Source organism: Allorhizobium sp. DMC15 (assembly GCF_056314065.1).
This window is the reverse complement of record NZ_JBQUZB010000001.1, coordinates 168,192-192,164: the sequence shown is the minus strand read 5'-3', so window position 1 is coordinate 192,164 and position 23,973 is coordinate 168,192. Positions and strand designations below refer to the sequence as shown.

At 63.4% G+C, this 23,973-nt stretch carries 25 protein-coding genes and 1 tRNA gene; 10 read left to right on the top strand and 16 right to left on the bottom strand.

What is annotated here, in order from left to right:
• Positions 1-2: 2 nt before the first annotated feature.
• Complete coding sequence (locus ACT53S_RS00920; RefSeq protein WP_113379648.1) at positions 3-374, bottom strand: YciI family protein; 372 nt, start codon at positions 372-374, stop codon at positions 3-5.
• A 257-nt stretch (positions 375-631) separates the two neighbouring features.
• On the opposite strand from ACT53S_RS00920, the gene lepA reads away from it, so the two are divergent.
• Positions 632-2,452 carry a translation elongation factor 4 gene (gene lepA / locus ACT53S_RS00915; protein ID WP_113379647.1) on the top strand — a complete coding sequence of 607 codons (1,821 nt, stop codon included), beginning with the start codon at positions 632-634 and terminating at the stop codon, positions 2,450-2,452.
• Positions 2,453-2,498: 46 nt separating this feature from the next.
• On the opposite strand, the gene ACT53S_RS00910 is transcribed toward lepA, so the two are convergent.
• A complete protein-coding gene (locus ACT53S_RS00910) occupies positions 2,499-2,858 on the bottom strand; it encodes a winged helix-turn-helix transcriptional regulator (RefSeq protein WP_476065593.1) in 360 nt (119 codons plus the stop codon).
• A gap of 117 nt (positions 2,859-2,975) precedes the next feature.
• On the opposite strand from ACT53S_RS00910, the gene ACT53S_RS00905 reads away from it, so the two are divergent.
• The 3 genes from ACT53S_RS00905 to ACT53S_RS00895 all read left to right on the top strand — a co-directional run bounded on the left by ACT53S_RS00905 (position 2,976) and on the right by ACT53S_RS00895 (position 3,922).
• Positions 2,976-3,290 (top strand): antibiotic biosynthesis monooxygenase family protein, encoded by a 315-nt coding sequence (locus ACT53S_RS00905; RefSeq protein WP_113379645.1) that lies wholly within the window; start codon positions 2,976-2,978, stop codon positions 3,288-3,290.
• Between the two features lie 99 nt (positions 3,291-3,389).
• The gene (locus tag ACT53S_RS00900; protein WP_476065592.1) at positions 3,390-3,620 is read left to right on the top strand and encodes a type II toxin-antitoxin system CcdA family antitoxin; all 231 of its coding nucleotides are present in this window, start codon (positions 3,390-3,392) and stop codon (positions 3,618-3,620) included.
• A 2-nt stretch (positions 3,621-3,622) separates the two neighbouring features.
• On the top strand, positions 3,623-3,922 hold the full coding sequence (locus ACT53S_RS00895) for a CcdB family protein (RefSeq protein WP_476065591.1): 300 nt from the start codon (positions 3,623-3,625) through the stop codon (positions 3,920-3,922).
• A 3-nt stretch (positions 3,923-3,925) separates the two neighbouring features.
• On the opposite strand, the gene ACT53S_RS00890 is transcribed toward ACT53S_RS00895, so the two are convergent.
• A complete protein-coding gene (locus ACT53S_RS00890) occupies positions 3,926-4,912 on the bottom strand; it encodes a hypothetical protein (protein ID WP_476065590.1) in 987 nt (328 codons plus the stop codon).
• Between the two features lie 259 nt (positions 4,913-5,171).
• Here ACT53S_RS00890 and ACT53S_RS00885 point away from each other — a divergent pair, with 259 nt between their 5' ends.
• Positions 5,172-5,537 carry a YegP family protein gene (locus ACT53S_RS00885; RefSeq protein WP_476065589.1) on the top strand — a complete coding sequence of 122 codons (366 nt, stop codon included), beginning with the start codon at positions 5,172-5,174 and terminating at the stop codon, positions 5,535-5,537.
• A gap of 1,675 nt (positions 5,538-7,212) precedes the next feature.
• On the opposite strand, the gene ACT53S_RS00880 is transcribed toward ACT53S_RS00885, so the two are convergent.
• The 5 genes from ACT53S_RS00880 to ACT53S_RS00860 all read right to left on the bottom strand — a co-directional run bounded on the left by ACT53S_RS00880 (position 7,213) and on the right by ACT53S_RS00860 (position 12,241).
• Complete coding sequence (locus ACT53S_RS00880; protein ID WP_476065588.1) at positions 7,213-8,850, bottom strand: CRTAC1 family protein; 1,638 nt, start codon at positions 8,848-8,850, stop codon at positions 7,213-7,215.
• On the bottom strand, positions 8,847-10,163 hold the full coding sequence (locus ACT53S_RS00875; RefSeq protein WP_476065587.1) for a vanadium-dependent haloperoxidase: 1,317 nt from the start codon (positions 10,161-10,163) through the stop codon (positions 8,847-8,849). The genes ACT53S_RS00880 and ACT53S_RS00875 overlap by 4 nt, the downstream gene beginning before the upstream one ends.
• 139 nt (positions 10,164-10,302) lie before the next feature.
• Positions 10,303-10,896, bottom strand: a complete 594-nt coding sequence (locus tag ACT53S_RS00870) for a LysE family translocator (protein ID WP_476065586.1) — start codon at positions 10,894-10,896, stop codon at positions 10,303-10,305.
• A gap of 88 nt (positions 10,897-10,984) precedes the next feature.
• Complete coding sequence (locus tag ACT53S_RS00865; protein WP_113377281.1) at positions 10,985-11,686, bottom strand: type 1 glutamine amidotransferase; 702 nt, start codon at positions 11,684-11,686, stop codon at positions 10,985-10,987.
• A gap of 114 nt (positions 11,687-11,800) precedes the next feature.
• Entirely contained in the window at positions 11,801-12,241 is a 441-nt protein-coding gene (locus ACT53S_RS00860; RefSeq protein WP_113376998.1) for a DoxX family protein, read from the bottom strand.
• Positions 12,242-12,362: 121 nt separating this feature from the next.
• Between ACT53S_RS00860 and ACT53S_RS00855 the strand changes: the two genes are divergently transcribed.
• Complete coding sequence (locus ACT53S_RS00855) at positions 12,363-12,665, top strand: Rdx family protein (RefSeq protein ID WP_476065585.1); 303 nt, start codon at positions 12,363-12,365, stop codon at positions 12,663-12,665.
• A 102-nt stretch (positions 12,666-12,767) separates the two neighbouring features.
• Here ACT53S_RS00855 and ACT53S_RS00850 read toward each other — a convergent pair whose 3' ends face one another.
• On the bottom strand, positions 12,768-13,238 hold the full coding sequence (locus tag ACT53S_RS00850; RefSeq protein ID WP_476065584.1) for a BA14K family protein: 471 nt from the start codon (positions 13,236-13,238) through the stop codon (positions 12,768-12,770).
• 246 nt (positions 13,239-13,484) lie between these two features.
• Here ACT53S_RS00850 and ACT53S_RS00845 point away from each other — a divergent pair.
• Together ACT53S_RS00845 and ACT53S_RS00840 are read left to right on the top strand one after the other, a co-directional pair.
• A tRNA-Leu gene (locus tag ACT53S_RS00845) sits at positions 13,485-13,571 on the top strand.
• A 172-nt stretch (positions 13,572-13,743) separates the two neighbouring features.
• Complete coding sequence (locus tag ACT53S_RS00840; RefSeq protein ID WP_113376996.1) at positions 13,744-13,959, top strand: hypothetical protein; 216 nt, start codon at positions 13,744-13,746, stop codon at positions 13,957-13,959.
• A 29-nt stretch (positions 13,960-13,988) separates the two neighbouring features.
• Here the strand turns inward: ACT53S_RS00840 and ACT53S_RS00835 are convergent, their stop codons facing one another.
• The 5 genes from ACT53S_RS00835 to ACT53S_RS00815 form a co-directional block, all read right to left on the bottom strand.
• Complete coding sequence (locus ACT53S_RS00835; RefSeq protein WP_476065583.1) at positions 13,989-15,215, bottom strand: pilus assembly protein TadG-related protein; 1,227 nt, start codon at positions 15,213-15,215, stop codon at positions 13,989-13,991.
• A 171-nt stretch (positions 15,216-15,386) separates the two neighbouring features.
• On the bottom strand, positions 15,387-15,800 hold the full coding sequence (locus ACT53S_RS00830) for a hypothetical protein (RefSeq protein WP_142072501.1): 414 nt from the start codon (positions 15,798-15,800) through the stop codon (positions 15,387-15,389).
• 53 nt (positions 15,801-15,853) lie between these two features.
• The gene (locus ACT53S_RS00825; protein WP_476065582.1) at positions 15,854-16,714 is read right to left on the bottom strand and encodes a C40 family peptidase; all 861 of its coding nucleotides are present in this window, start codon (positions 16,712-16,714) and stop codon (positions 15,854-15,856) included.
• 12 nt (positions 16,715-16,726) lie between these two features.
• Positions 16,727-17,074, bottom strand: coding sequence for a MarR family transcriptional regulator (locus ACT53S_RS00820; protein ID WP_113376992.1), 348 nt, complete (start codon positions 17,072-17,074; stop codon positions 16,727-16,729).
• An 86-nt stretch (positions 17,075-17,160) separates the two neighbouring features.
• Positions 17,161-18,552 carry a M17 family metallopeptidase gene (locus ACT53S_RS00815; RefSeq protein ID WP_142072497.1) on the bottom strand — a complete coding sequence of 464 codons (1,392 nt, stop codon included), beginning with the start codon at positions 18,550-18,552 and terminating at the stop codon, positions 17,161-17,163.
• Between the two features lie 132 nt (positions 18,553-18,684).
• Here ACT53S_RS00815 and ACT53S_RS00810 point away from each other — a divergent pair, with 132 nt between their 5' ends.
• Complete coding sequence (locus tag ACT53S_RS00810; RefSeq protein WP_113376990.1) at positions 18,685-19,506, top strand: tetratricopeptide repeat protein; 822 nt, start codon at positions 18,685-18,687, stop codon at positions 19,504-19,506.
• A gap of 18 nt (positions 19,507-19,524) precedes the next feature.
• Here the strand turns inward: ACT53S_RS00810 and ACT53S_RS00805 are convergent, their stop codons facing one another.
• Both ACT53S_RS00805 and ACT53S_RS00800 read right to left on the bottom strand, forming a co-directional pair.
• Positions 19,525-20,127 carry an IMPACT family protein gene (locus ACT53S_RS00805; protein WP_476065581.1) on the bottom strand — a complete coding sequence of 201 codons (603 nt, stop codon included), beginning with the start codon at positions 20,125-20,127 and terminating at the stop codon, positions 19,525-19,527.
• Between the two features lie 9 nt (positions 20,128-20,136).
• Complete coding sequence (locus tag ACT53S_RS00800; RefSeq protein ID WP_113376988.1) at positions 20,137-20,562, bottom strand: hypothetical protein; 426 nt, start codon at positions 20,560-20,562, stop codon at positions 20,137-20,139.
• A 254-nt stretch (positions 20,563-20,816) separates the two neighbouring features.
• Here ACT53S_RS00800 and ACT53S_RS00795 point away from each other — a divergent pair, with 254 nt between their 5' ends.
• A complete protein-coding gene (locus ACT53S_RS00795) occupies positions 20,817-23,951 on the top strand; it encodes a DNA translocase FtsK (RefSeq protein WP_476065580.1) in 3,135 nt (1,044 codons plus the stop codon).
• Positions 23,952-23,973 lie beyond the last annotated feature (22 nt).

Below are 23,973 nucleotides of genomic sequence, written 5' to 3'. Positions count from 1 at the left end.
CCTCAGCGCTTCGCCGCCAGACCGGGCGGCATGGGCAGAACCGGCCGAACCTCGATGGCGCCATCCTTGCCGAGCGGCACCTTTCTGGCGATGGCGATCGCCGCATCCAGATCCTCGGCTTCCACGAGATAAAAGCCGCCCAGCTGTTCGCGCGTCTCTGCGAAGGGACCGTCATGGATGGTCTGCTTGCCGGCGGTGGTGCGCACCGTGGTCGCTGCCTCCGTGCCCTTCAGCCCGGCGCCCCCGCGCATCTTTTCGCCCAGTTCGTGGCTGAAGGCGAAATGGCGCGGTCCGAGATCGGCCATGATCGGGCCGGTCTTGTCCGGACCGCCGAAGATTTCCTCGTTTTCATAGATCAGCAGCAGGTATTGCATCGTTCTCGCCCCTCCTTCGGGCCGCAGCGGCCCCGCCCATCGGTGCCACCGATCAAGAGACGCGGCACCCCGGGCGGATTCGACAAAGCCTCCAAAAAAATTTCGCCGACAGACTATCGGCGAGTGGAACGTCCATGGCAACGACCAAGCCTGGTGACGAAGCGGCCACCCCTGCGGCGCCAAAACCGCCGCGAAGGCCTGAAAATCCCGATCTTTCCGCTTTGCGAGAACTGGCCTCGCTGCTATATGCGCGAACCATGAGCACCGATCGCACGCCCCTGAGCCATATCCGCAACTTTTCCATCGTCGCCCATATCGACCATGGCAAGTCCACCCTCGCCGACCGTCTGATCCAGACGACCGGGGGCCTTGCCGAGCGCGAGATGTCCGAACAGGTGCTGGACTCGATGGATATCGAGAAGGAACGCGGCATCACCATCAAGGCCCAGACGGTGCGCCTGCACTACAAGGCCAATGACGGCGAAACCTATGTGCTGAACCTGATCGACACGCCCGGACACGTCGACTTCGCCTATGAAGTCTCGCGCTCGCTCAGCGCCTGCGAAGGCTCGTTGCTCGTCGTCGACGCCTCCCAGGGCGTCGAAGCCCAGACGCTCGCAAACGTCTATCAGGCGATCGACAACAATCACGAGCTGGTCACCGTCCTCAACAAGGTCGACCTGCCGGCCGCCGAGCCCGAGCGCATCAAGGAACAGATCGAGGAAGTCATCGGCATCGATGCTTCCGAGGCCGTTCTGATCTCGGCGAAGACGGGCCTCGGCATTCCCGATGTTCTCGAAGCCATCGTGCACAAGCTGCCGGCGCCGAAGAGCGAAGGCGGCGAGAAGGCTCCCCTCAAGGCGCTGCTCGTCGACAGCTGGTACGACACCTATCTCGGCGTCATGGTTCTCGTGCGCGTGCTCGACGGCGTTTTGACCAAGGGCCAGACCATCCGCATGATGGGCACGGATGCGAAATACGCGATTGAACGCGTCGGCGTTCTGACTCCGAAGATGGTTTCGGTCGACAGCCTCGGCCCGGGCGAAATCGGCTTCTTCACCGCCTCGATCAAGGAAGTGGCCGACACCCGCGTCGGCGATACCATCACTGAAGACAAGCGCCCGACCGCCAAGATGCTGCCGGGCTTCAAGCCGGCCCAGCCGGTCGTGTTCTGCGGTCTCTTCCCGGTCGATGCCGCAGACTTCGAAGACCTGCGCGCCGCGATGGGCAAGCTGCGCCTCAACGACGCCTCCTTCTCCTTCGAAATGGAATCGTCTGCCGCCCTCGGCTTCGGCTTCCGCTGCGGCTTCCTCGGCCTGCTCCATCTCGAAATCATCCAGGAACGCCTCGAGCGCGAATTCGATCTCGACCTGATCGCGACCGCCCCGTCCGTTGTCTACAAGCTGTTCATGACCGACGGCACGGAGCGCGAACTTCACAACCCGGCCGACATGCCCGACGTGGTCAAGATCTCCGAAATCCACGAGCCGTGGATCAAGGCCACCATTTTGACGCCAGACGACTATCTCGGCGGCATCCTGAAACTCTGCCAGGACCGGCGCGGCATCCAGACAGAACTCACTTATGTCGGCAAGCGCGCGATGATCACCTATGAGCTGCCGCTCAACGAAGTGGTCTTCGATTTCTACGACCGCCTGAAGTCGATTTCCAAGGGTTACGCCTCCTTCGACTACCATCTCGACGGCCATCGCGAGGGGAACCTCGTAAAAATGTCGATCCTCGTCAATGGCGAGCCGGTCGATGCCCTCTCGATGATGGTGCACCGCATGGCAGCCGAAAAGCGCGGCCGCGACATGTGCGAGAAGCTCAAGGACCTGATCCCCAAGCACATGTTCAAGATCCCGATCCAGGCTGCGATCGGCGGCAACGTGATCGCCCGCGAAACCATCTCGGCGCTGCGCAAGGACGTGACCGCCAAGTGCTACGGCGGCGACGCGTCCCGCAAGCGCAAGCTCCTCGACAAGCAGAAGGCCGGCAAGAAGCGCATGCGCCAGTTCGGCAAGGTCGAGATCCCGCAGGAAGCGTTCATCGCGGCGCTGAAGATGAGCGACGAATAAAGACGATGTCAGCGCCGGCGAAAGCCGGCGTTTTCGTTTTGATGTCTCAGCTTACCCGTCGACCATCATCGAGGTCAGGCTGCGCCCGCGCAGACGTCCGCCCCGCATGCCCCAGCCCCCAGCCGCCCATGGCATCGAGTACCGGCACCAGCGAGCGGCCGTAGTCGGTATAGTCATATTCGACATAGACCATGTCGCCCTCTTTCAGCGGCCGGCGTGACACGATGCCGTCGCGCTGCAGGGCGGCCAGATTTTCCGACAGGACCTTTTCGGATACCCCGACATAGCGACGCAGGTCGCCGAAGGTGGCCGGCCCGTCGCGCAGACGCCACAAGATCCTCGGTTTCCACTTGCCGCCGATCACCTCGATCGTCGCCATGACCGGGCAGTCAAGCATCTTGTCCATGTCCACCGGATGTCCTTCTTGAGCCTATCCTCGCGGCAAGCCCTAACCTCCAGGTAAGCCCTTGCGTGCGCGCAGTTTTTCGCCAGCATGCAATTCCACAACCGGAGGACGCTGCGCATGATCGTCGAATATATCCGCTACGAACTCAAGACCCATCAACCGGGCGAGCTTGTGGAGGCCTATCGACAGGCCACGCCCCACCTCGAGGCGGCCCCACAATGCCTCGGCTACGAGATGTCGCATTGCGTCGAGGAGCCATCGAGCCTGACGCTCCGCATCCTCTGGACTTCGACAGAGGACCATCTGCAGGGCTTTCGCAAAAGCCGCCATTTCCCACCCTTCCTGGCTGCCATCCGGCCCTTCATCGGCGAGATTGCCGAGATGCGCCATTATGCGCCGACAGACATCGCCTGGGGCCGCACTGAAGGATGATGCCTGCGAGGTCGGCGCTTGAGACGCTTGCTCTGTAAGGGCCGGCTCTACCCGCCTTGTTCGTTTCGCGCTAGAATGCCTCAGCCTTGGAGCCACGCCATGTCGATCGAAGCCCGCAAAGCCCATGACCTGACCGTCAGTGAAGCCCTCGTCGCCGAGGCGGAATCCCTCGGCCTCGACATCATGGGTGCCGCCGAACAAGGCATTGCCCGCGCCATCAAGACGGAAAAAGAACGGCGCTGGAAGATTGAGAACGCCGATGCGATCAAGGCCGACAATGAATATGTCGCCAAGCACGGCCTGCCGCTCGCCAAATACCGGCAGTTCTGATCATGGCGCGATTTCGGGTCCATCGCCTGAAATCGGAAGACCAACTGGTCATCGACCTCCAGTCCGACTTTCTGCAGGACCTGCCCACGGGTGTCGTCGCACCCTTGCAACCCGTGGACACTGTGTCATGGGTCATCGCGAGGCTTACGCCCCGGTTTGAGGTCAACGGCAAGACCTATGTCATGGCCACCCATCGGCTCGCCGCTCCTCCGCTCGCTGAAATCGGCCCCTCCATCGCCGACCTCTCGCCCCGCGCCGACGAGATCACCGCCGCCACCGACTTCCTCTTCCAAGGCTTTTGACGCTCAGTCCCAGGCGATGTCGAAGGTCAGCGTCGCGTTGCCGCTCGTCAGCGAATGGCCGGTGATGTCGCAGTTGGTCTTGGAGCGCACGGGGGCTGCGCCCGCCAGCGTGAACTGCGCCATGGCGTAGGTGATGTGATAGTGGCCGCGCACCTCGTAGTCGGTCGCCGGGCAACCCTTCTTGAAGGTGTGGGCGATGCCCTCGATCAGCACGCCATCAGGATTGTCCATGCTCCACGGCTTGCCGTGGAACAGCACCGTGCCACGCTTTACCGTGCCCGCGATCGACTTCTTCGGCCGTTCGTAGGCGATGATCCCCTTGGCTCCATCGACGATGACGATCGAGCCGTTGTGGTCGTAGGGAATGCCGTCGAGCGTTTCCATATCGATCACTTCGACCTTCGACAGGCGGCCAATGCCGTTGCCTGACGGGACCGCGGCCGGGCCTTGGGCAGAAACGGCCGCGACGACCGGCGCAGATGCCTTCATCACGCCGCTCGGCACGGCATTGTCGCGCAGGCCCTCGGCATAGACCAGCTTGCCTTCCTCGCAGGTTCGCCAGATGCCGTATTCGCCCTGGTGATACCGCCAGACGGGAAAGCAGAAGCCGGGGCCGAGGATCTCGATGTCGGGCCACTCGCTGTCTGCGCGCGGATGGAAGGCAAGATCGGAGCCGGGGAAGCCGAAGGCATCGGTCCACCCGCCCTTGCCGTCGGAGATCAGCAGACTGATCTCGGAACCCGCGTGACCGAAACAGCTGGCCGCGCCACTTGCCTGGACATGGACGATGATCTCGTCCACCGCGTCGCCGTTGATGTCCCTGACCTCGTATGGCAGTTCGAGCTTCGAACCATTCGCCTCCGGGCAGGCCCGCATTTCGGGTGTGTCCAGTGTGGCAAGCGCCGCGTCGATCTGCGCCGGGGTCAATGCCAGCGCCGACGCCGGGGCGAGCACCATCATCAACAGGCTCGCGAGCATCTGGCGCCGCATCGCGGTATCTTTTTGCTTGCGGTCTGCCCTCGCCATCATCGTCGCCCCTGCGTTCACGTGTTGCGGGCGAGACTGGAACGGCAATCTTGAGCGAGACGTTAACGGCGGCGGGAAGCGAGAGACCACGCTTTGCGCGTGGTTAAGATCCACCGTGGCATTCGTGCAAAATACCAGCCGACGGACCACCGTGTCGGATATTTACATTTCAATGAATTTTAGTAGCCTCCCCTAATAAGAAGAACAAAGGGGAGAGACGGACATGCACAAGTTCAAGATCGTGAAGACCGAAAAGGGCGAGTTCCGCGTCCAGTTCGTCTACAATGCCGAAGTCATGGTCTGGTCGGAAAATTACGCCTCGAAGGCGAGCGCAAAGAATTGCGTCGAGTCGCTGAAAAAGAACGCACCCGCCGCCCCCGTCGTCGATCTCACCAAGGACGAGACCGGCAGCGGCTATCGCTTCGAGATCGACCAGGCGAAAAACGGCGAAACCTTCGTCCGCTTCCGCGCCGCCAATGGCGAGATCATGGTGCGTTCGGAAACCTACAAGTCGAAATCGAGCGCCAAAAGCTGCATCGCATCGATCCAGAAGCGCGTGGCCGAGGCTGCGGTCGACGAGTCGGAGTGAACGTCGATTATGCCTCCCCCTTGTGGGAGAGGCTTCGGAGGGATGCCGCAGTCTCCCCTCCAAGGGCGGAGATTGGGGCCGTACTTTCGACCTTTGCCCCTCAAACCCAATCACATCAGCCCCTCATCCGCCGTTCGGGCACCTTCTCCCCGCGAGCGGGAGAAGGCCACGATGGCCACCGCTTGCGCCCCCTCTGCCCGCAGCCAAGGAAAGGGCAGGGTGAGGGGCAAAGGCCACGAACTCGGCGACAGCGGCCCACATTCCCCATGCGGGGGAGGACGGAAAATCGAAGGCTTAGGCGCGCGTAAGCCGCCTAAACTTCAGATTTTCCCGGAGAGGGGCACGGTTCCGATGGCACTCCCCTCACCGAGCCCCCCTCTGGCGAAAACTGAGGTTTGGCCCTGAACGGGCCAATTCCTCTCACAGCCTTCGCGCAGCGTCGTGCTTAGGCCTCCGCTCTCTGAAATCGATTCACTGGATCGATTTCTGGCCTTCGGCCACCGCTCAGAAGTCTCACCCGCAAGGGGGAGATGAGCCCGCGGCCCTCGCTTGTGTCTGGATCCTCGGGTCAAGCCCGAGGATGACGACCTCTAGGGGAGACAAGGGTATCCTCCTCAGACATTGTGCGGTGAAGACAGTAGCGGAGGATACCAGGCGCTTTCTCCACACTCCGTCATCCTCGGGCTTGACCCGAGGATCCAAACACAAGCCTTCCACGTCAGACGGTCACGCCAGAGCGCGCCATTTCCCGAAAAAGGGGGACGCTCCGCAGCGATTTCTCAACAAAATCAAACCCACACACATTTTTTCATCCCCGCCCATTTCCACCCTCGTAGACTCAACCCCGTCCCGCCCTCGGATACACCTGACGATGCGATGTCAGGCGAGGCGGGGCCGGCGCCGGGAGAGAGGGTTGTCGCAGATCCAAGATCCCGGCCCGCTGCAACGGTCTCCCTCCGGACGTGGGGCTGGATACGAAGGTTAAGGGGTCGGATGCCCCGGAGCCGGATACCCCGATCGGAAGGACGTGCCTCAGAGGCACACAGACAAGGCGCCTGTGCCGTCGCGAAGATCCCAGACGGCGGGGCGAAACAAACGGCGGGGATGAGGACCGAGGTCGAAAATGACCAGGGACTCATCCCCCGGGCGAGGGTCCCGGTCGGAATGGTGCACCATCCGGCGGGAACCTCCCGGGCCACCGGCCAGGCTGAAGCGTCATCTCACGGTGATGCGGCAGCCGGACCCTACGCCCGGTCGAACGTCGGACGGATCGAAGGATCGTCACGACGCCCGTCGCCGCCTTGCCAGAGAGACGCATGCAGCGGGACAAAACGCCGAACGAGGCGCCGGAAGGAGCCACATAATTCCTTAGACAGGTTGCTTCTGGCGCCTCGTCCGAGACAAGCATGACCCGACCCGGAGGGAGAGATCCCGACCGGGGGCGACGCTTGGGGTTTTTGACAATTGGTCTTTCCCTCTCCCCCTTGTGGGAGAGGTTACAAAATCGAGGGCTTAGCCCGATCAGGGCTAAACCTCAGATTTTGTTGGTGAGGGGATCGGTGATGGTGGCACGGAGAACGGACCCCCTCACTTGCGATTTCTGATGTTTAGGCGGCTTGCGCTCGCCTAATTCATCGAAATCGCTTTCTCCCCCACCAAGGGGGAGATATCTACCTCACATCTCCTCGCCCGGCTTCCATCCCCTCGGCGCCTTGCCCGGTTCCACCACATAGAAGCCGTCGGTCGAGACCTTGGCCCACGCACCCGCCTCGCCGTTCGGCCACAGTACCCGGATCTCCGTCTCCGCCTGTTCGCCCAGACCGAAATGCCACCAGCCGGTCTTGCCGCTGGCATGGCCGCCGCCGACTGTCACTTCGCGGCGCTGGACATGGTCGCCGGTTTTCACCTCGATCCAGGCGCCGATCGCATCGCGGTTCGGGCCGTCCTGGCGCAGCGCGAGTTGCAGGAAATGGCCCGGCGTTTCCGTCGTGTTGCGCCAGATTTCGACCGGCGAACCCTGATTGACGACGAGGAGGTCGACCTTGCCGTCGAGGTTGAAATCGGAAAGCGCGCCGCCGCGGCCGGTCGCCAAACTCGCCACGCCGGCCTTGTCGCCCATTTCGGTGAACTTGCCGTCTTCGCCCTGGACCAGCAGGTTGTTCGGATCCTTTTCGGCAAAGTCCGGCATCTTGGCGACATTGCCCTTGGCGATGAAGAGATCGGCGCGGCCGTCATTGTTGACGTCCTCGAAATCCGTGTGCCAGGCCGTGGAGGGACGGATTTCGCCGCCGGTATAGGGCCGGTGGGCGGTGGCGCCCTTGGCGAAGGCGACGTCGGCATAGGATGGCTTGGGCTTGCCGTCGGTGGGGATTTCGCCCAGCTTCTGCAGCTTGTTGTCGGCCATGCTCGTCAGGAAATATTCCGGATAGCCGTCAAAATCGAGGTCATGGGAAGCGATGCCCATGCCCCAGATGCGCAGGTATTTCCAGCCTTCCTCCTGGGTGAAGAGCCGCGGCGGCTCACCTGGCTCGACATGCCACATCTGCTCCTGGCCGCCCTTGTAATATTCGCGGTCGTTGGAGACGCGCAGCGAGGGCGTGCCCGACCGGTTCCAGTCGGTGAAGAGGATCGAGAGCGGGCAGAAGGAGGGGTTAAGCTGTAGCGGCGGGGCAAAACGGCGCTCGTTTGCCGAGACCGGCCGGTGCAGCCAGTTGTCGGTGCATGAGCCCCAGGGTTCGAAGTCCTCGAAGCGGTCGATGTAATTGCCGATGGCAAGCGTCGGCCAGGCATTGCCCTTTTCCCAGGTGGCGGAGAAGGCGGTGGACCAGGCGTCGCCGCCGTCGAAGCCGAAGGCCTCGTTGGCGCGCTCGAAGCGGCATTCGCCCAAGCCCCGCATGACGACATTCTCGCCGGAGCGCAGGAGCATGACGTCTTGCAGTCCATCGCCGTCGACATCGAGCGGATAGGCGCCAACAACCTTGTCGAGTTCGAGGCCGGAGGGTTTTTCCTCGAATGTCAGCGCCCCGCCCTGGGAGCTGCGGTTGAGGTAGAACTTGGCCTTGTCCTCGCCGCCGGCCAGCACGAGATCGGGAAAGCCGTCGGCATTGCAGTCGAAGCTGCCGGCCCCGCCGCCGACCATGAATTCCCAGTCGCCGCGATAGGTGCTGGTGATGCCGCTGGTTGCGGTTTCATCGGCGAAGCGGGGGACGAGCGGGCCGCCATTGGCCAGCGCGGTGCCGGCCTGCAGGCCGAGGATAATCGCCACGGCGGTCGCGGCACCGACCCGCGGATAGACGCGAGAAAGATGCTTCATCCGCGCGTCCTCAGGGCCACCGCCTTCTCGCCGATGCAGCGCCCCTGGTCGAGGCCGCGCTCGATCGCGGCGCGGAAGTGGATGCCGCCATAGAGTCGCGAAATGCCCGCTTCGTTTGCCGCATCCCAGAAGCTCTTGAAGCTCCGGTTCGGCAGCTTGTCCTTCTCGTGCGTGCTGTCGGTAAAGGCGTAATTCTCGCCGAAGAAGGCGGTGAGCACGGTCGCTGCGGCACCCGACTGGGTGGAATGGCCGGAAGGATATTCCGGGAAGGGCGGCGTGATCAGGATCGGCTCCCACTTCGGGTCGATCACGCGCTTGATATAGGTGACCGGGCGCAGCAGATCGTATTCGAATTTCGAATGCCAGCAGCCAATGAAGGCATCCGCCAGCGTGACGCCGAGCCGTGCGAGCAGATCGGCATGATCGGCCGCGCTCGCCTTGCGTTCGTCGAGCTGCTTCAGGGCAATGACAATCCAGTGGCCGGGCGGCGTCGGCGACAGCATCGGGTCGTCCGACCAGAAGCGGGCAACGGCACGCTGCTCGGGCGTCAGGTTCTTGACGGTGTCGTAGACCTCCAACGCCTCCTGATAAAAGGCCGAACCCTTTTCTTCGCTATAGGCGGGTGGGGCGGGCAGGCCGCAGGTGCCGCCATCCGGCATGGTGAAGGGCCGATTCTCGCCCCAATTCGGCAAGAGCGGCAATTGCTGCTGGTTGATCAGGCTTGTCGGCACCCAGTGGGCGGGGCCTTCGGTCAGGGCGAATTCGAGCGGGAAGCCCATGTTTTCGATCTTCGCGCCGCCATCGCCTTCAGACCAGGCGAGGATATGGGCGGTGACGCTCTCGCCGTAAGCCTGGCTGCGGGCCACGAGTTCGGAGGACAGGCCCTCATTGAGGCCAGCGGCCATCTTTTCGCTCATGCGTTTCAGGGCGCGCTGTCCCGTCGGGCCGGTATTGCTGAAAAGGACTTTGGCGGCAGAGCCGAGAGCGGCGTTGACAACGACGGCTTCGTCGTAGGTTTCGCCTGCCGCACGCGCGGGAACGGGGGTTAGGCCATTCAGCTGACCGGCGAGGCTCGTCAGGCTTCGATCGCCCGAAGCGAGCGCCTCGTAGCCGGTGACGCCGAGATAGGCAAAGGCACGACTGGCGACCGGTGGCGAGTAGGTGGGCGTATGGCGCACCAGCTCGAGCATCAGATGATACCAGTCCCGGATGACCTTGTCGGCGCCGATGGAGGCTGCAGACGCCGGTCCGGTGGAAAACATGCAGAGAATAAAAAATCCGAGCGCGCAGAAGCGCTGAAACCATGCTTTCATTTGCCCCCTCCCCGAGGTCCCTGAAGCCATAAAAAGTCTCGATCATCAATGAGCGCGCCAAGAAAGGCTGTCACTCAACCGATTGAATAGCGATTAAGCATGGGTTCCGGCCTCCCGCAAGGGGTGTGGGGTCGTCCCCTCAGATCAAGCCGATCGCCCGCCCGGCAAGACTTGCGGCGAAGAGAACGAGGAAACTTGCGGCGATCCGTCCCAAGAGGAGCGGATTGCTCCGAGCGACCCGGCGCAAGACCGCAGCGCCAACCATGAGCCAAGAGCAGGCAACGGTCACGACCAGACCGGAAAACAGACCGAAATAGGGAAGAGGAGCGGCAAGTCCGCCGGGTGTACCCGCTACCGCCGGCGGGATCAGGGCAAGCCCAATGATCATTCCCTTCGGATTGAAAACCGTCGTGGCGAAGACGCCCAAAACGTTGACCGCGCCCTGATCGGCGGCGGTCGGGGGATTGGTCCAGAGCCGGGCCGCCAGCAGCAGGACCCAGACGGTGGAGGCGAGCTTGACCGCAAGAGCTGCGATCGGCTGGCCGACGAGCCATGGGGCGGCCACAAAGACCAGAAGGGAGACCGTGGCGAGATACCCGGACAGTTCGGCGAAAACCAAAGGAAGCGATGCCTTCAGACCTCGCGAAGCACCCGCAACGGCCAGAAGCGTATTGGTCGGACCGGGCGTCAGAAGGAGAAGCAGAACGGCGAGGGTGAAGGCGGGCAACGACACGGGGGACACTCCGAAGGCAATGCCTCTCTCCTAACCGTGTGCTCGACGGAGCGGCTTGATTTCGGTCAACCAACCGATGGTCCGGCCCTCAGCTGCGGATCGTCGCCACCCAGGCGCGGGCGAGCGCCAGACCCGCTTCGTCCGACACAATGCCATCTCGCTCCGCCAATGCATCATGGCGCGCGGCCCAGCCCGGCTCCTTGCGTTCGATCGCATCCGGAAACTGGGTCAGCCAGTCGCGCACCACCGCGCGGCTTGCTTCGAAATGGAACTGGAAGCCGTAGGATGCGCGGCCGAGGCGGAAGGCCTGATGCCGGGCGCTCCGGTTCTCTGCCAGATGCAGCGCATCGGGCGGGAGGGTGAAAGTATCGTCATGCCACTGAAACGAGAGGAAGTCATCGGACACGGCCGAGAGGACCGGATCGGCCTGTGCCTCGGCGGTCTTTCCGATGCGACACCAGCCGAATTCGGGGGCCGTGCCGATCAGATTGTCGGCGCCATAGGCGCGGGCGAGCAGCTGGCTGCCGAGGCAGATGCCGAGAACCGACTTCTCGTTTTCACCGAACCGGCGCATCAGCGCAGCCAGATGCGGCAGGTAGGGATGCTTCTCGTCGTCGCGGGCGTTCTGCTCACCGCCGAAAACGACGAGGGCGTCAAACTGATCGGGCTCCGGCAATGGCTCCCCGGCATAGGCGCGGATGGTGATCGTTTCGGCACCGGCTTCAGCCAGCGCAACGCCGACCTGGCCGGAATGGGTGATTTTCGAATTTTCGACGATGGCGACGCGCATGGAGACTCGGAAGCGTTTTTGGCTGATGCGGGAGAAAAAGCATGCCGCGGGGCTGGCCGCAAGGGCGCCCGACGGCATTTGCCGGGCGCTTCACGTCATCGGAGAGGCGAGAGATCAGAGGGTCTTCGGCAGCCGAGCATCGACCGACTGGGCATTGCCGCCCCGGATGACAAAGTAGAGGGTCATCGCTGCCCACAAAAGGGACTTTTCCGCACCGGAAAAGCCCTGCCCCATCTGGACCCAGTGGAAATAGACCGTGACAAGCAGCACGATCGTCGTTGCAAAGGCAGCTGGGCGGGTGAGAAGACCGATCGCCAGGAAAATGCCGCCGAAGAATTCGGTGGCGGCGAGCAGCGGCGACCAGAAGACACCGGGATAGAAGCCGAGCCCCTCAACCATCTGTACCGCGCCGAAGGGATCGACGATCTTGCCTGCGCCATGCACGACGAGGAAACCACCTGCAACGACGCGCAGCAGCGTTTCGGCGAGGTCATGGGTCGAGCGATAAAGAGGTGCGAGGGCAGGAATGACGAGACGTTCGTTACGGGTGGACATAGGAGCTCCTGTGCGGACAATGGATGCCGGCCAATTGCCGCCCGCCGTCGATCATGGCAAGGCAAGCGAGATCAAAACTTGAATAAACCAGTTAACTTATTTGTGAGGTGAAGGACTGCAAATGGACAAGGCCCGGATTTCGATCACCTATTGCACCCAGTGCAACTGGCTGCTCCGCTCCGCCTGGGTTGCACAGGAATTGCTGCAGACCTTCGGTACCGACCTCGGCGAAGTTGCGCTCGTCCCCGGGACGGGCGGGATCTTCGAAATCCGCCTGGGCGAGGCGCTCATCTGGGAGCGCAAACGCGACGGCGGCTTTCCCGGCCCGAAGGAACTCAAACAGCGGGTGCGTGACGTGGTCGACCCGGAGCGGGATCTGGGCCATGTGGACCGGTCCGGCAAGAACGAGGGGCTCGACACCTGATCGAACGGCCCGGGACCGACCTTTGCACCGCCGGATAGGCGGGGCGAGACAGCCGAGGCGGAGGGGCGTGCCATGGCGTCACCCCTCCCCTCAAAGCTTCCCTCAATAGAAGGGCGAGCGGCAGGTCTTGTAGTAGCCGCTGGACGAAAGGAATTCGTTCGTCCGCGGGTTATAGGACCGGTAGCGATTGAGGCACCATTCCACATGGCGCGCCCAGACATTGCGCGGCGGACGGTAACCCGGCTCGACGTAAACCGGTGGGCGCGGACGGGGCCGATAGACCGGTGGCGGCCGGTACACCGGCGGCGGGCGATATCCCGGTTCGTCATAGACCGAGGGCGGATAGTAATCCGGCGGCGGAGGACGATAGCGCGGAGGACGCGGGCGGTCCCAGGTCTCGTAGCATCCGGAGAAATCGCAGACGAGATCGACCTTCTCGATCCCGGCCATGCCGGACTGGGTTCCTGCGGACACGATCGGTGCAATCGGCCCTGGCATCGCTGCCTCGGCGACCGGCCCAAGGATCTGTGCGCCGATCAGCGTCAGGGCCAAGACGGGCAACCTTGTGTTCATATCAACATCCTTGCTCGACTCTTCCGCACCGCCTTTGCCGGCCGGTGCTTCGACAGGCGCAGTCAGCGTCCCGATCACGGCTTTTTCACGACGCCGTCATTTCGATTTTCGACGACAGGGGAGAGCGGACAGGGGATCGGCCGAGGGTGAACGATTGCTCTCATGACGACGATTTCACGCCGTGACATGAAAACTTCAAAATGGCGGTTGACAGGTCCGGGCAGTCCCTTTACACGGCTCCTCGTCGCCCAGATGGCGGAATTGGTAGACGCGCCAGCTTCAGGTGCTGGTACTCGCAAGGGTGTGGAGGTTCGAGTCCTCTTCTGGGCACCAAATTCCTTTCAGAACAAGGCTTTGCCTTGGATTGAGAGCATCACAAAAAGCCCGGTTCGCCGGGCTTTTTTGTTGCCTTTTTCTCCGGATTGCAGAAAGGCTTGCCGCCTGTGCTGCGGCGCCATTCATCCTGTGTGCGGCCAGCGGCCGATAGCCCAGCAAAGGACTTTTCATGGAAGACACGGTGGCGATCGAGACCCGCAGCGAATTCGCACTCTGGGCGATCGAAAGGGCGAAGGAAATCGTCTCGCAGGAAGGTACGGCGCTGGCGCTGGCTGCCCGCGACATGGACGAGGACGAGTTGCGCGAAGCGGGACACAAGCTGGGCGCGGCGATCAGCGACGCGCTTCTCGAGGTGTTTGACGGCCTGCTGGGTGACCAGGGCTGAGCACGTCGGGACTGACGCAGAAGGCGACGTCAGCGCGCGATGCGTGGACCGGCGGATGCAACTGCTGACGACCCGGCCCCGCCCGTATAGGGCTCGATCTTCCAGTTTGACGCATTCATGATGATCGAATTGACGACCAGGGTGATCTTGCTGGTTTGCTCGGTGGTGGAGTTGTAGGTCACGTCGCGATTGGGCAGATGGATAATGCCTTCCAGCGTTTCACCCTTGCTACCGTTGAAGACATACTGCTGGGAATAGCGATTGTTGCTGGCATCGCTGGTCTTCTCATACATCAGGATGCCCTTGTAGGTGCCGGAAGTCGGCGCCGTTGCCGTGAAGCTCAACCCGCCATTGGCGCGGATCTCGCTGTTGACGTCGGGAAAGTAGAAGGTCACCCCGTCCGCCCTCACCGTTGCCCCGGAATTGATGATCATGCGGCCCGAGATGATGTGCAGGCCCGGCTTGAAGGTGATGGTCGGGGAACCGTTGAACGTGGTTGCGCAATGCTTCCCGGGTTGCAGGGTGATCGTCGCCCCGTCCATGGTTCCGGAGGTTGTGCAGCTTGCCGGCACGGCCGGTTCCGGCAGCTTGTCTGCATAAGGATCTGCTGCGGCAGCGCAGGACGTCTGCAGGTTGGTCAGCGTGCCGCCATTCTTGATGTAGTTCGAACCCTTCACACAGAAGCGTGCGGTGTCGACCGATGCGCCGGCATTCATGATGAAGGCAGGGTTGCTGGTCGAATGAACATGGACCTCGCACTTGCTCGACTTGACGTTGGCACCGGAGTTGATCAGCACGGCCTGGTTGATATTGCCGAGTGCATAAATGCAGCCACTGCCTGAGGCCGGGGCCGCCTCGCCGGCGACCACAGTGGTGCTGACGCCGACCTTGAACACCGGAAGTCCCGCAATTCCAAGAAAGCGATTTGCGACAGTCCGCTGGTAATTGCCGGTTATCGAACCGTCGGAATTCGCCTTAATCGAGAAGCTGACGCCTTCGGATAGCTGGGTGCCGGTTGTATCGAGACCGAGGAAGCGACGCGCCTGGGTTTCGCGGCCCGAAGCGTCAGTTTGGCCTGCCGCCGCCAGCATGGCAGCGTCGAGGCGCGCCTGCATGTCGCTGCGTTCAACATAGGCGGAGGCCAGGTCAAGTACACCACCCGCCGAGACGAGCAGTGCGGGAGCCAGCAGCGCCGAAAGCATAGCAAAGTTGCCCCCTCGATGCGCGAGAAGGCGGAGCAGATTCCAGGAAACCATCACGGCAATCCTTTTCCTTCAGGAGGACATCCACCTATTATTTCATGTGGATCAGAAGTTGCCGGTTATTTATTGAATTCTACTTAATCCAGAATAGGATATTTCAGGATTTCATTGAAAACCTGCGCCATTGAGCGTCTCCGGTCGCCAACCGGCTGTTCCGCAGCTTTCTCAATCGATGTTGCGCGGATTCACACCCGGATACCACAGGCGCCCGCGCATTGGTGGCTGGGTCCCCTGGTAGATGACCCCGTCCTTCTCGCAGCGGTACACCGTGTAGGGCAGCGAATCGCGAAGGCTTCGGCTTCTTCCAGCCAGTGACGGCGAGGCTGTCGCCGTTTCACAGGTATAACCATCTGACAAAGGATCGGGAGACTGGGGTTTCACGCCGGGCAAGTCATGGAAGGCTTCAGACCCCGCCTTGTTCCAGGAGATGCCATTCTCCGCTGCCAATACCGGCGATGCTCCGCCGAGGGGTAGGGCAAGACACTGCAGCACGACCGCCAAAGCGACCACCCCCAGCAGGTGCAATCTGGCGGACGGGAAGAAAACAGGCATTGGCATCGCGGGCTTCGCTTCTGACATCAAAGGTCTGCCAGATATAAGCATCTTTCCCCGGTGACCCAAGACGCCGACATTCACGTTTCGGCGACGGGGCGGCGGTAACCGGTCGGGGTGCCATAGAGCCAGCCGATACGCTCGATCGCATCGGCAAGCGTCTCGCGGGCCACCGTCATGGTGTGGCCGTTGGCATGGATCATCATTTCCGCATCTTCCATGATCGCGGCGTGGCCCTTCCAGAAGACGAGATCGCCACGGCGGAGTTCTTCCCGCGTGATAGGCCGGCCAAGCCCGGCCGCCTGCATATCGCTGTCGCGGGGTGCCTTGAGGCCCGCCATCGCCATGGACAGCTGGACGAGGCCGGAGCAATCAATGCCGAGACCGGACTTGCCGCCCCAGAGATAGGGGGTTTCAAGGAAGAGCGCGGCGACCGCGACAAAATCCTCTGCCGGCGGCGCAGAGAGTGACCGGAGATGGCGCAGGATCAAGGCGCTGCCATCGGCAAGCAGGCCATAGCGGGTGCCGCGGGTTTCCGCCTCGCCGACGACAGTGACGCGGCTGCCCATGGAGAGCGTATCGCGGCGGGGAAAACGCAGATCCGGACCGGGATACATGAAGGTGCGGGGGACGCAGACGACGTGGGTGGTCGCTTCGGGTTCGCCGAGTGCTGCTTCGGGAAGGTAACCGACATAGCCGTCTGCCACGGCCTGAACCCAGGCGATGCCCCCTGCCCGCTCGAAGACGCGGATATCCTCGCCAAGCAGGAGCTGGGTGTCGATGCCACCGGCCATGTCGGACGTCGGGTGCAGGTCGACGACCGGCAAGGCGATGCGCGCCGGCTCGGGTGTGACGAAGCGGGCCGCTTCGACCTGTCCCTGCAGGGCGGCATCGGCGAGATCGGGGCGGAAAGCGTGGAGGCGGCGGTCGAGGGTGGTCATGAACAGTCTCCGTCAGCCGAGCGAGCGGCCCCTGGCGATGATGCGATCGCCGAATTTTTCAAGGAAAAGCGCACCGCCGACGGTGCGCTTGACGATGACGCTGCGGCGGTCGAGCGGGTCTCTCACTCGGTCGACCAGGGCCATCTCGCCCAGTGTATCCAGGGCGCGAGTGATGACCGGCTTGGTGACCTTCAGGGTGGCGGCAAGCCCGCGCACGGTGTGCGGGGGCGGCACGAGGTAGATCTCCAGCAGGATCGCCAGCTGGCGCATGGTGAGATCGGGCCCGTCGTGTTGCACCTGTTCGAGGGTGACCCCGTGCCAGAGGCCGAGCGCCTGGGTTGCCGTCAGTTCAAGGGCCATCGAGGATCCTGCGTCATGGCCGGGGCATTTGCCGCCCCTGGCCTATGACGCTATCATTCCGGCAAAGGAACGATTGTGCAAGGGGGTCAGCCCCAGCGGCGCTGCAGCAGGCGGTAGAGCGCCCGGATGGCCTGTGCCTCGCCGCCGACGGGACCGTGGGCACGTTCGCTTTGCGCCCAGCCGAAAATGTCGAAATGGGCCCAGGCACGTCCGGGCGAAACGAAACGCTTGAGGAAGAGAGCCGCCGTGATGGCGCCGGCCATGCCACCGGCCGGCGCATTGGTGAGATCGGCGATCTGGGCTTTCAGCATACGCTCGTAGCCCTTGTGCAGCGGCAGGCGCCACAGCGGATCGTCGACCTCAAGCGCGGCATCGGCGATGTCATGGGCGAGGTCTTCGTCATCGGTGAAGAAAGGTGGCAGATCGGGGCCAAGGGCCACGCGGGCAGCACCGGTAAGCGTCGCCATGTCGATCAGGAGGTCGGGCGCATCGGCATCGGCGTGGGAGAGTGCGTCGGCGAGGATCAGCCGGCCTTCGGCATCGGTATTGTCGATCTGGACGGTCAGGCCCTTGCGGCTCCTGTAGACGTCGCCGGGGCGGAAGGCATTGCCGGCAATGGCGTTTTCGACCGCCGGGATGACGACATGGAGATCGACCTTGAGCTTGGCGTCCATGATCATCAGCGCGAGACCGAGCACATTGGCGGCACCGCCCATGTCCTTCTTCATCAGCAGCATGGAGGCGGAGGGTTTGATGTCGAGACCGCCGGTGTCGAAACTCACGCCCTTGCCGACGAGGGTCAGCTTCGGATGGCCCTTCTTGCCCCAGCGCATTTCGATCAAGCGCGGGGCCACGGTGGAGGCCCGGCCGACGGCATGGATGAGCGGAAAATTCTGCGCCAGCAGTTCGTCGCCGACGATCGTGGTGACCTCGGCCTTGTAATGGGCGGCGAGGCGGCGGACGGCGTCTTCGATGTCGGCCGGGCTCATGTCGTTGGCCGGCGTATTGATCAGGTCACGGGCGAGATAGACGCCGGCGATCTGCCGCTTGATATCGGCGGCGTCGGCATCCTGCGGGATCAAGAGGCGCGGTTCGGTGATGCGTTCCGAGCGGTAACGGTCGAAGCTGTAGGCGCCGAGGCCGTAGCCGAGGAGGAGGCGGTTGGCGGTGAGCGGCGCGGTTTCGATATGCCATTCGCCGGCCGGAAGGAGGCGGGCGAGCTTGCCGGTCAGGAAGGGCGTTTCGGACGGGTTGGTGCCAAGGCCAAGGAGGGCGCCGCCGAGATGGCCGTCCTCCGTTGGAATGAGCAGGAGCGAACCGGATTCCGCCTTGAAGCCCGCCTTTTTCGCCCAGTCGAGGGCCAGCGGATCGAGCGTGCCTGTTTCGACATGGGCGGGCGTGACCGCGAAGACCGGCAAGGATTTGCCACCCTTGGTGCTGAAGGGAGTGGGTCTTTCAATGTACTGGAACGGGGGCATGGCAGCGGCTTTCTGGACGGGAATCGCGATGGCTCGATTAACACTCCGTTAGGGTTAACAGATTATTGCTTGAGCGGAGATTGCGCCGTGCTTCGCCGCCCGGCGACGACACGACATTCGGAGCGAAACGCAATGTTCACCCGGCACACCACACAGCGCAAACATCTGCAGATCCTGGCCACGGCTGGCCTGGTGCTGGCGGTTCTTGCGACCTCGGGATGTTCGACGAGCCGCGACAGGCTGACGACGGGCTCGATCCCGAAGATGAACAAGGCCGTCGCCAGCATGAGCGAGCCGGAACTGGCGCGCGCGGCCGAAGGCATGGGGCAGGCTTATGACCGAAACCCGAAGGACCGCAATATCGGGCTTTCCTATGCCAATGTGCTGATGATGCAGGGGCGCAATGCCCAGGCGCTCGCCGTGATGCAGCAGGTGGCGATCGCCAACCCGACCGATCGCGAGGTGCTGGCGGCACTCGGCAAGGCGCAGGCTGCGGCCGGGCAGCTGGAGAAGGCCCTGGGCACGATCAATCGGGCGCAGACGCCCGATAGGCCCGACTGGCGGCTCTATTCGGCGGAGGGGGCCGTGCTCGATCAGCTCGGCCGATCCGACGAGGCGCGCGGGCGCTATCGTATGGCGCTGCAGATCCAGCCGAACGACCCGAGCGTGCTGTCCAATCTCGGCATGTCCTATGTGCTGACCGGCGACCTGAAGACGGCCGAAAGCTATCTCCGGCAGGCGTCGCAGCAGCCGGGGGCCGACAGCCGCGTTCGGCAGAACCTGGCGCTCGTGATCGGCTTGCAGGGACGGTTCCAGGAGGCCGAACAGATCGCGGCGCAGGAGCTCAATCCGCAGCAGGCGGCGGCGAACCTGCAATATCTGCGCGGCATGCTCTCGCAGCAGAATTCCTGGCAGCAGCTCGCGTCGCAGGACAAACCGAAGAAGAAGGGCTGAGGTCCCTGCCCTATCAGATCAATCGTCGGTCCCGGGGTCGGGGAAACGCAGGTGTGATCGGCCGCTTGTCAGGTCTTGGACGAGGCGTTGTGTCATGGTTTCGTCGCCACGCTTCAGCGTGACATCGAAACGCACACCGTCGGCCTCGAAATGCTCGACGAGCGACAGATGCGGGATCGCCTGAAGACGGGCCTTCAGGAGCGCCAGATCCGAAAAGCTGCAGGCGAGTTCGCCCGTGACGAGCGGGATGATTTCGGTTTTCGTCCCGAGCCGGAGTGCCTGCGCGGTCGTTCCGCCATAGGCGCGCATCAGGCCGCCGCTGCCGAGCAGGATGCCGCCGAAGAAGCGGATGACCAACACCACAACGCCATCCAGTTCCTGACCGTCGATCGCCTGCAGGATCGGCTTGCCGGCCGTGCCGGAGGGTTCGCCGTCGTCGGAAAAGCGGTAGGACTGGCCGAGGCGCCAGGCCCAGCAGTTGTGGGTGGCGGTGGGATCGGATTTCTCTGCGAGGAAGGCTTTGGCCTCGTCTTCGGATGATATCGGCGCCGCATAGGCGATGAAGCGGCTTTTCTTGATGTCCTGCTCGTGCTCGACGGGAGCGTTCAGCGTGAACGGCATGGCGTGGCCTCACTCTTGCGCAGAGGCGGCAGCCTCGTTTGCCTGAAGCCAGAGGGCGAGTTCGGCAATCACCGAGAGCCTGAGCGCCGCCTTCATGGCAAGGGCGCGCGTGAGAGACGTGTCGCGCGGGGAGAAGCCGAGTTCGGCCATGACGGCCGAAGGGGTCATATTACGGGAACGCATGACGGTCTCGACCCTGACGATGGTGGAGGGGAGTAGATAACGGCCGTTGGCGATCAGGGCTTGCCTGTCCTCGCCGACGGAGGCGGGATCGGAAGATTCGGCCGGGCGGGTAGCCGATGGTGCGGTCGACTCACCCCTGGCGCGCACCTCCGCCGTGACGAGATCGAGGAAGGCCTGACGCTCCTCGGGCGAGGCTCCGGTCCAGGCCTTCAGAAGTTTGGTGAGTGGCGTGGGCTTGGCTTTCTTCGACATGACCGGCTTTCTGTTCCTCCCCGTCCATAACGCGCCCGAACGGTCGGTGCGAGAAAAAAACTCTCCGGTCTGTCGCTTCTTTTCCGGCTGCAAATTACCAGCCAAGACAGCGGGATCGGCACCCTTCACAACGCTTTTTCGGCGCCGCATGCATGAGGAATTCCGAATGGACGACAAGCAGTCGTTAACCTTTATTTTCTACTGAAAAGGCTGCGTATCCGCTCTCCCGTATCTCGTCAGCGTTCAGGTTTTCGATGCATCCTCCCCGTTCCAATTCCGCTTTCCAGGCCAGCCAGTTCGGGGATCAAAACGGGGGCAGCGCCCAGACCCCGCAGGGGCAACAAGCCGCCCGTCCGGCGGGTGCCGACCAGACGGCCGCGAACCAGATCGAGGGGCGCGAAGAGCAGCCCGTCTGGCAGAGCGCCTTCGTGCTGGGTCCGAATGTGCGCTTTACCCGCACCCCTGACCGGATGCCGGCGAAGCCGGAGACGGTGGAGCCGCTGACGGCTTCCACGGCGGCAGCCACGCCAACCCCAGCGGCACCACAGGCGCCCTCCGTTCCGGCTTATCAGCCGCAGACCGCCGTCACACCGGCTCACGCCGCACGCGTGACCCCGCAAGCAGACCAGCGTCCGGCAGCGCCCTATGGCTTGCCGCGCACCGGAGCGCCGACGCAAGCGGCGACCTCAGCGAGACATCCGGTCTCGACGCAGGCCCTGCAACAACAGCAACAGCCGCGCATGCCGGCCTCCGTCACCCTGCCGCAGCCGCCGGATGCCGTCGGCGCACGAGCGCTCACCTACAAGCTGCGCCGCGAACTGGCGCGCCAGCAGGCCGAACAGGCTGCCTGGGAGGCTTCGATGGCGGATGGCGGAACGGGTGACATCGGACCTGCCCCGCAGCCCATGCAGCCGGCGCCGCTGGTCGAGGGAATGCGCAGCGTTCTGGCAAGCACTCAGGCCGCAAGCGTCGGCACTGCCGCCGGGCGTATGACGGCCGAGGCCAATGTCCCGCCGCACCTGCAACGGTCGCTTGCGCAGCAGGCCGAGACGGCTCGCCTTGCCGCACAGCAGACGGCACCCGCGATACGCCCGCCGATGGTGCGCAATGCGTTTCTGAGGACGCCCCCCGCACAGGGCGGCGTGCAGCCGGCGGCGGCTCCGCAGACGGCCACGCAGGGGGGCGCGCCCGTCGCACAGAGCGCCTCGCCTACGACATCTGGCTTTGCCGCCTGGACGCAGATGACCACTCCTTCGGCTGCCATGGTCGAGGCCCCGGCTGCGATTGCTCCCCCCGCTGCCGATGCGCCGGCCCAAAATACACGGCTTCCGATTGCCGCCCTGCTCTCGGACCACATTTTCTTCGAAGCGCTGATCGACCAGACGGATGCGCCTGCCGAGATCGAGATGGCGCGTCCCACCCCATCCAACCCCATGGTCGCCTCGCCCAAACCGATGGCTGTCCAGCCGAAACAACAGGTTGCGCCGGCACCGGCCCCGAGCATCCCGGCGCGCATCCCTCAGGCGCCGGCTGCTATCCGCGCCGAGGTTGTCCGCTATCGGCCAGCGGGCTTGTCGACGCAAGTCTCAACAGGCAGCATTCGCAAACCGGCATTCGAGGCGACGCCGGGTTCGGTCGTCGCACTCTACCGGGAAGTGGCCCGTCGCCAGATCTCGGCATCCACATTGGACGGCGCTTCGCCACAGCACGCCGTGACCGAAAAACCGCCGGAGGCGGCGGTTCCGACCCCTGTGCAGGCGCCCCATCCGGCTTCCGTCTCCATCTCTGCAGCACAGCCGCGCCAGCCGCTGTTCCGTGCCCAGGAAGCGCTGGGTGAAGGCGAATACGAGCTGCCCTATCTCGACTACCTGCAAATGCCGCCGGTGCAGACAGGCGTGACGATGACGGCAGAAGCGCTGGAGCAGAGTGCCGGTCTCCTGGAAAGCGTGCTCGAAGACTTCGGCATCAAGGGCGAAGTGATCGACGTGCGCCCTGGCCCTGTCGTTACGCTGTATGAATTCGAGCCGGCCCCGGGGGTCAAATCCTCCCGCGTCATCGGTCTCTCCGACGACATCGCCCGGTCAATGTCGGCGCTTTCGGCGCGTGTCGCCGTGGTGCCCGGCCGCAACGTGATCGGCATCGAGCTGCCCAACCCGGTGCGCGAGACGGTCTATCTGCGCGAGCTGATCGAGACGCCCGATTATGCCGAGACGCGCTACAAGCTGCCGGTTTGCCTCGGCAAGACCATCGGTGGCGAGCCTGTGATCGCCGAACTTGCGAAGATGCCGCATCTGCTCGTGGCCGGCACCACCGGTTCGGGCAAGTCGGTCGCGATCAACACGATGATCCTGTCGCTGCTCTATCGCTTCCGGCCGGACGAATGCCGCTTGATCATGGTCGATCCGAAGATGCTGGAGCTTTCCGTCTATGACGGCATTCCGCATCTCCTGACCCCGGTCGTCACCGACCCGAAGAAGGCCGTGATGGCCTTGAAATGGGCGGTGCGCGAGATGGAGGACCGCTATCGCAAGATGAGCCGCCTCGGCGTGCGCAATATCGACGGCTACAATGCCCGTGCGGCCCAGGCGCGCGAGAAGGGCGAGACGATCACTGTTTCCGTCCAGACCGGCTTCGACCGGCAGAGCGGCGAGATCGTCTACGAGGAGCAGGAGCTCGACCTCTCGCCGATGCCGTACATCGTCGTCGTGGTCGACGAGATGGCCGACCTGATGATGGTCGCCGGCAAGGAGATCGAAGGGGCGATCCAGCGGCTGGCGCAGATGGCGCGTGCAGCCGGCATTCACCTGATCATGGCGACGCAGCGGCCTTCGGTCGATGTCATCACCGGCACGATCAAGGCGAACTTCCCGACGCGCGTTTCATTCCAGGTGACCTCGAAGATCGACAGCCGCACCATTCTGGGTGAGCCGGGTGCCGAACACCTGCTTGGCCAGGGCGACATGCTGCATATGGTCGGCGGCGGGCGCATTGCCCGCGTGCATGGACCCTTCGTTTCCGACGAGGAAGTCGAGAAGGTGGTTGCGCATCTGAAGCTACAGGGCCGTCCGGAATATCTGGGCACCGTGACCGAGGATGCCGACGAGGCTGAGGACGAGCCGGAAGAGGATGTTGCGGTCTTCGACAAGAGCGCCATGGGCGAAGAGGACGGCAACGACCTCTACGACAAGGCGGTCAAGGTTGTGCTGCGCGACAAGAAGTGCTCGACCTCCTATATCCAGCGCCGCCTGTCGATCGGCTACAACAAGGCCGCCTCGCTGGTGGAGCGCATGGAGCAGGAAGGCATCGTGGGCGCTGCCAACCATGTCGGCAAGCGGGCGATCATCGTCGGCGGGCGCGAGGTGAGCGGCGAAGGCGACTTCGAAGGCTGAGGCTTAGAACTTGACGCAATTC

What these genes read in the sequence shown, in the direction of transcription:
- ACT53S_RS00920 (WP_113379648.1), bottom strand. Translation starts at nt 374, where the DNA reads ATGCAATACCTGCTGCTGATCTATGAAAACGAGGAAATCTTCGGCGGT.
- lepA (WP_113379647.1), top strand. Translation starts at nt 632, where the DNA reads ATGAGCACCGATCGCACGCCCCTGAGCCATATCCGCAACTTTTCCATC.
- ACT53S_RS00910 (WP_476065593.1), bottom strand. Translation starts at nt 2,858, where the DNA reads ATGGACAAGATGCTTGACTGCCCGGTCATGGCGACGATCGAGGTGATC.
- ACT53S_RS00905 (WP_113379645.1), top strand. Translation starts at nt 2,976, where the DNA reads ATGATCGTCGAATATATCCGCTACGAACTCAAGACCCATCAACCGGGC.
- ACT53S_RS00900 (WP_476065592.1), top strand. Translation starts at nt 3,390, where the DNA reads ATGTCGATCGAAGCCCGCAAAGCCCATGACCTGACCGTCAGTGAAGCC.
- ACT53S_RS00895 (WP_476065591.1), top strand. Translation starts at nt 3,623, where the DNA reads ATGGCGCGATTTCGGGTCCATCGCCTGAAATCGGAAGACCAACTGGTC.
- ACT53S_RS00890 (WP_476065590.1), bottom strand. Translation starts at nt 4,912, where the DNA reads ATGCGGCGCCAGATGCTCGCGAGCCTGTTGATGATGGTGCTCGCCCCG.
- ACT53S_RS00885 (WP_476065589.1), top strand. Translation starts at nt 5,172, where the DNA reads ATGCACAAGTTCAAGATCGTGAAGACCGAAAAGGGCGAGTTCCGCGTC.
- ACT53S_RS00880 (WP_476065588.1), bottom strand. Translation starts at nt 8,850, where the DNA reads ATGAAGCATCTTTCTCGCGTCTATCCGCGGGTCGGTGCCGCGACCGCC.
- ACT53S_RS00875 (WP_476065587.1), bottom strand. Translation starts at nt 10,163, where the DNA reads ATGAAAGCATGGTTTCAGCGCTTCTGCGCGCTCGGATTTTTTATTCTC.
- ACT53S_RS00865 (WP_113377281.1), bottom strand. Translation starts at nt 11,686, where the DNA reads ATGCGCGTCGCCATCGTCGAAAATTCGAAAATCACCCATTCCGGCCAG.
- ACT53S_RS00860 (WP_113376998.1), bottom strand. Translation starts at nt 12,241, where the DNA reads ATGTCCACCCGTAACGAACGTCTCGTCATTCCTGCCCTCGCACCTCTT.
- ACT53S_RS00855 (WP_476065585.1), top strand. Translation starts at nt 12,363, where the DNA reads ATGGACAAGGCCCGGATTTCGATCACCTATTGCACCCAGTGCAACTGG.
- ACT53S_RS00850 (WP_476065584.1), bottom strand. Translation starts at nt 13,238, where the DNA reads ATGAACACAAGGTTGCCCGTCTTGGCCCTGACGCTGATCGGCGCACAG.
- ACT53S_RS00840 (WP_113376996.1), top strand. Translation starts at nt 13,744, where the DNA reads ATGGAAGACACGGTGGCGATCGAGACCCGCAGCGAATTCGCACTCTGG.
- ACT53S_RS00835 (WP_476065583.1), bottom strand. Translation starts at nt 15,215, where the DNA reads ATGGTTTCCTGGAATCTGCTCCGCCTTCTCGCGCATCGAGGGGGCAAC.
- ACT53S_RS00830 (WP_142072501.1), bottom strand. Translation starts at nt 15,800, where the DNA reads ATGTCAGAAGCGAAGCCCGCGATGCCAATGCCTGTTTTCTTCCCGTCC.
- ACT53S_RS00825 (WP_476065582.1), bottom strand. Translation starts at nt 16,714, where the DNA reads ATGACCACCCTCGACCGCCGCCTCCACGCTTTCCGCCCCGATCTCGCC.
- ACT53S_RS00820 (WP_113376992.1), bottom strand. Translation starts at nt 17,074, where the DNA reads ATGGCCCTTGAACTGACGGCAACCCAGGCGCTCGGCCTCTGGCACGGG.
- ACT53S_RS00815 (WP_142072497.1), bottom strand. Translation starts at nt 18,552, where the DNA reads ATGCCCCCGTTCCAGTACATTGAAAGACCCACTCCCTTCAGCACCAAG.
- ACT53S_RS00810 (WP_113376990.1), top strand. Translation starts at nt 18,685, where the DNA reads ATGTTCACCCGGCACACCACACAGCGCAAACATCTGCAGATCCTGGCC.
- ACT53S_RS00805 (WP_476065581.1), bottom strand. Translation starts at nt 20,127, where the DNA reads ATGCCGTTCACGCTGAACGCTCCCGTCGAGCACGAGCAGGACATCAAG.
- ACT53S_RS00800 (WP_113376988.1), bottom strand. Translation starts at nt 20,562, where the DNA reads ATGTCGAAGAAAGCCAAGCCCACGCCACTCACCAAACTTCTGAAGGCC.
- ACT53S_RS00795 (WP_476065580.1), top strand. Translation starts at nt 20,817, where the DNA reads ATGCATCCTCCCCGTTCCAATTCCGCTTTCCAGGCCAGCCAGTTCGGG.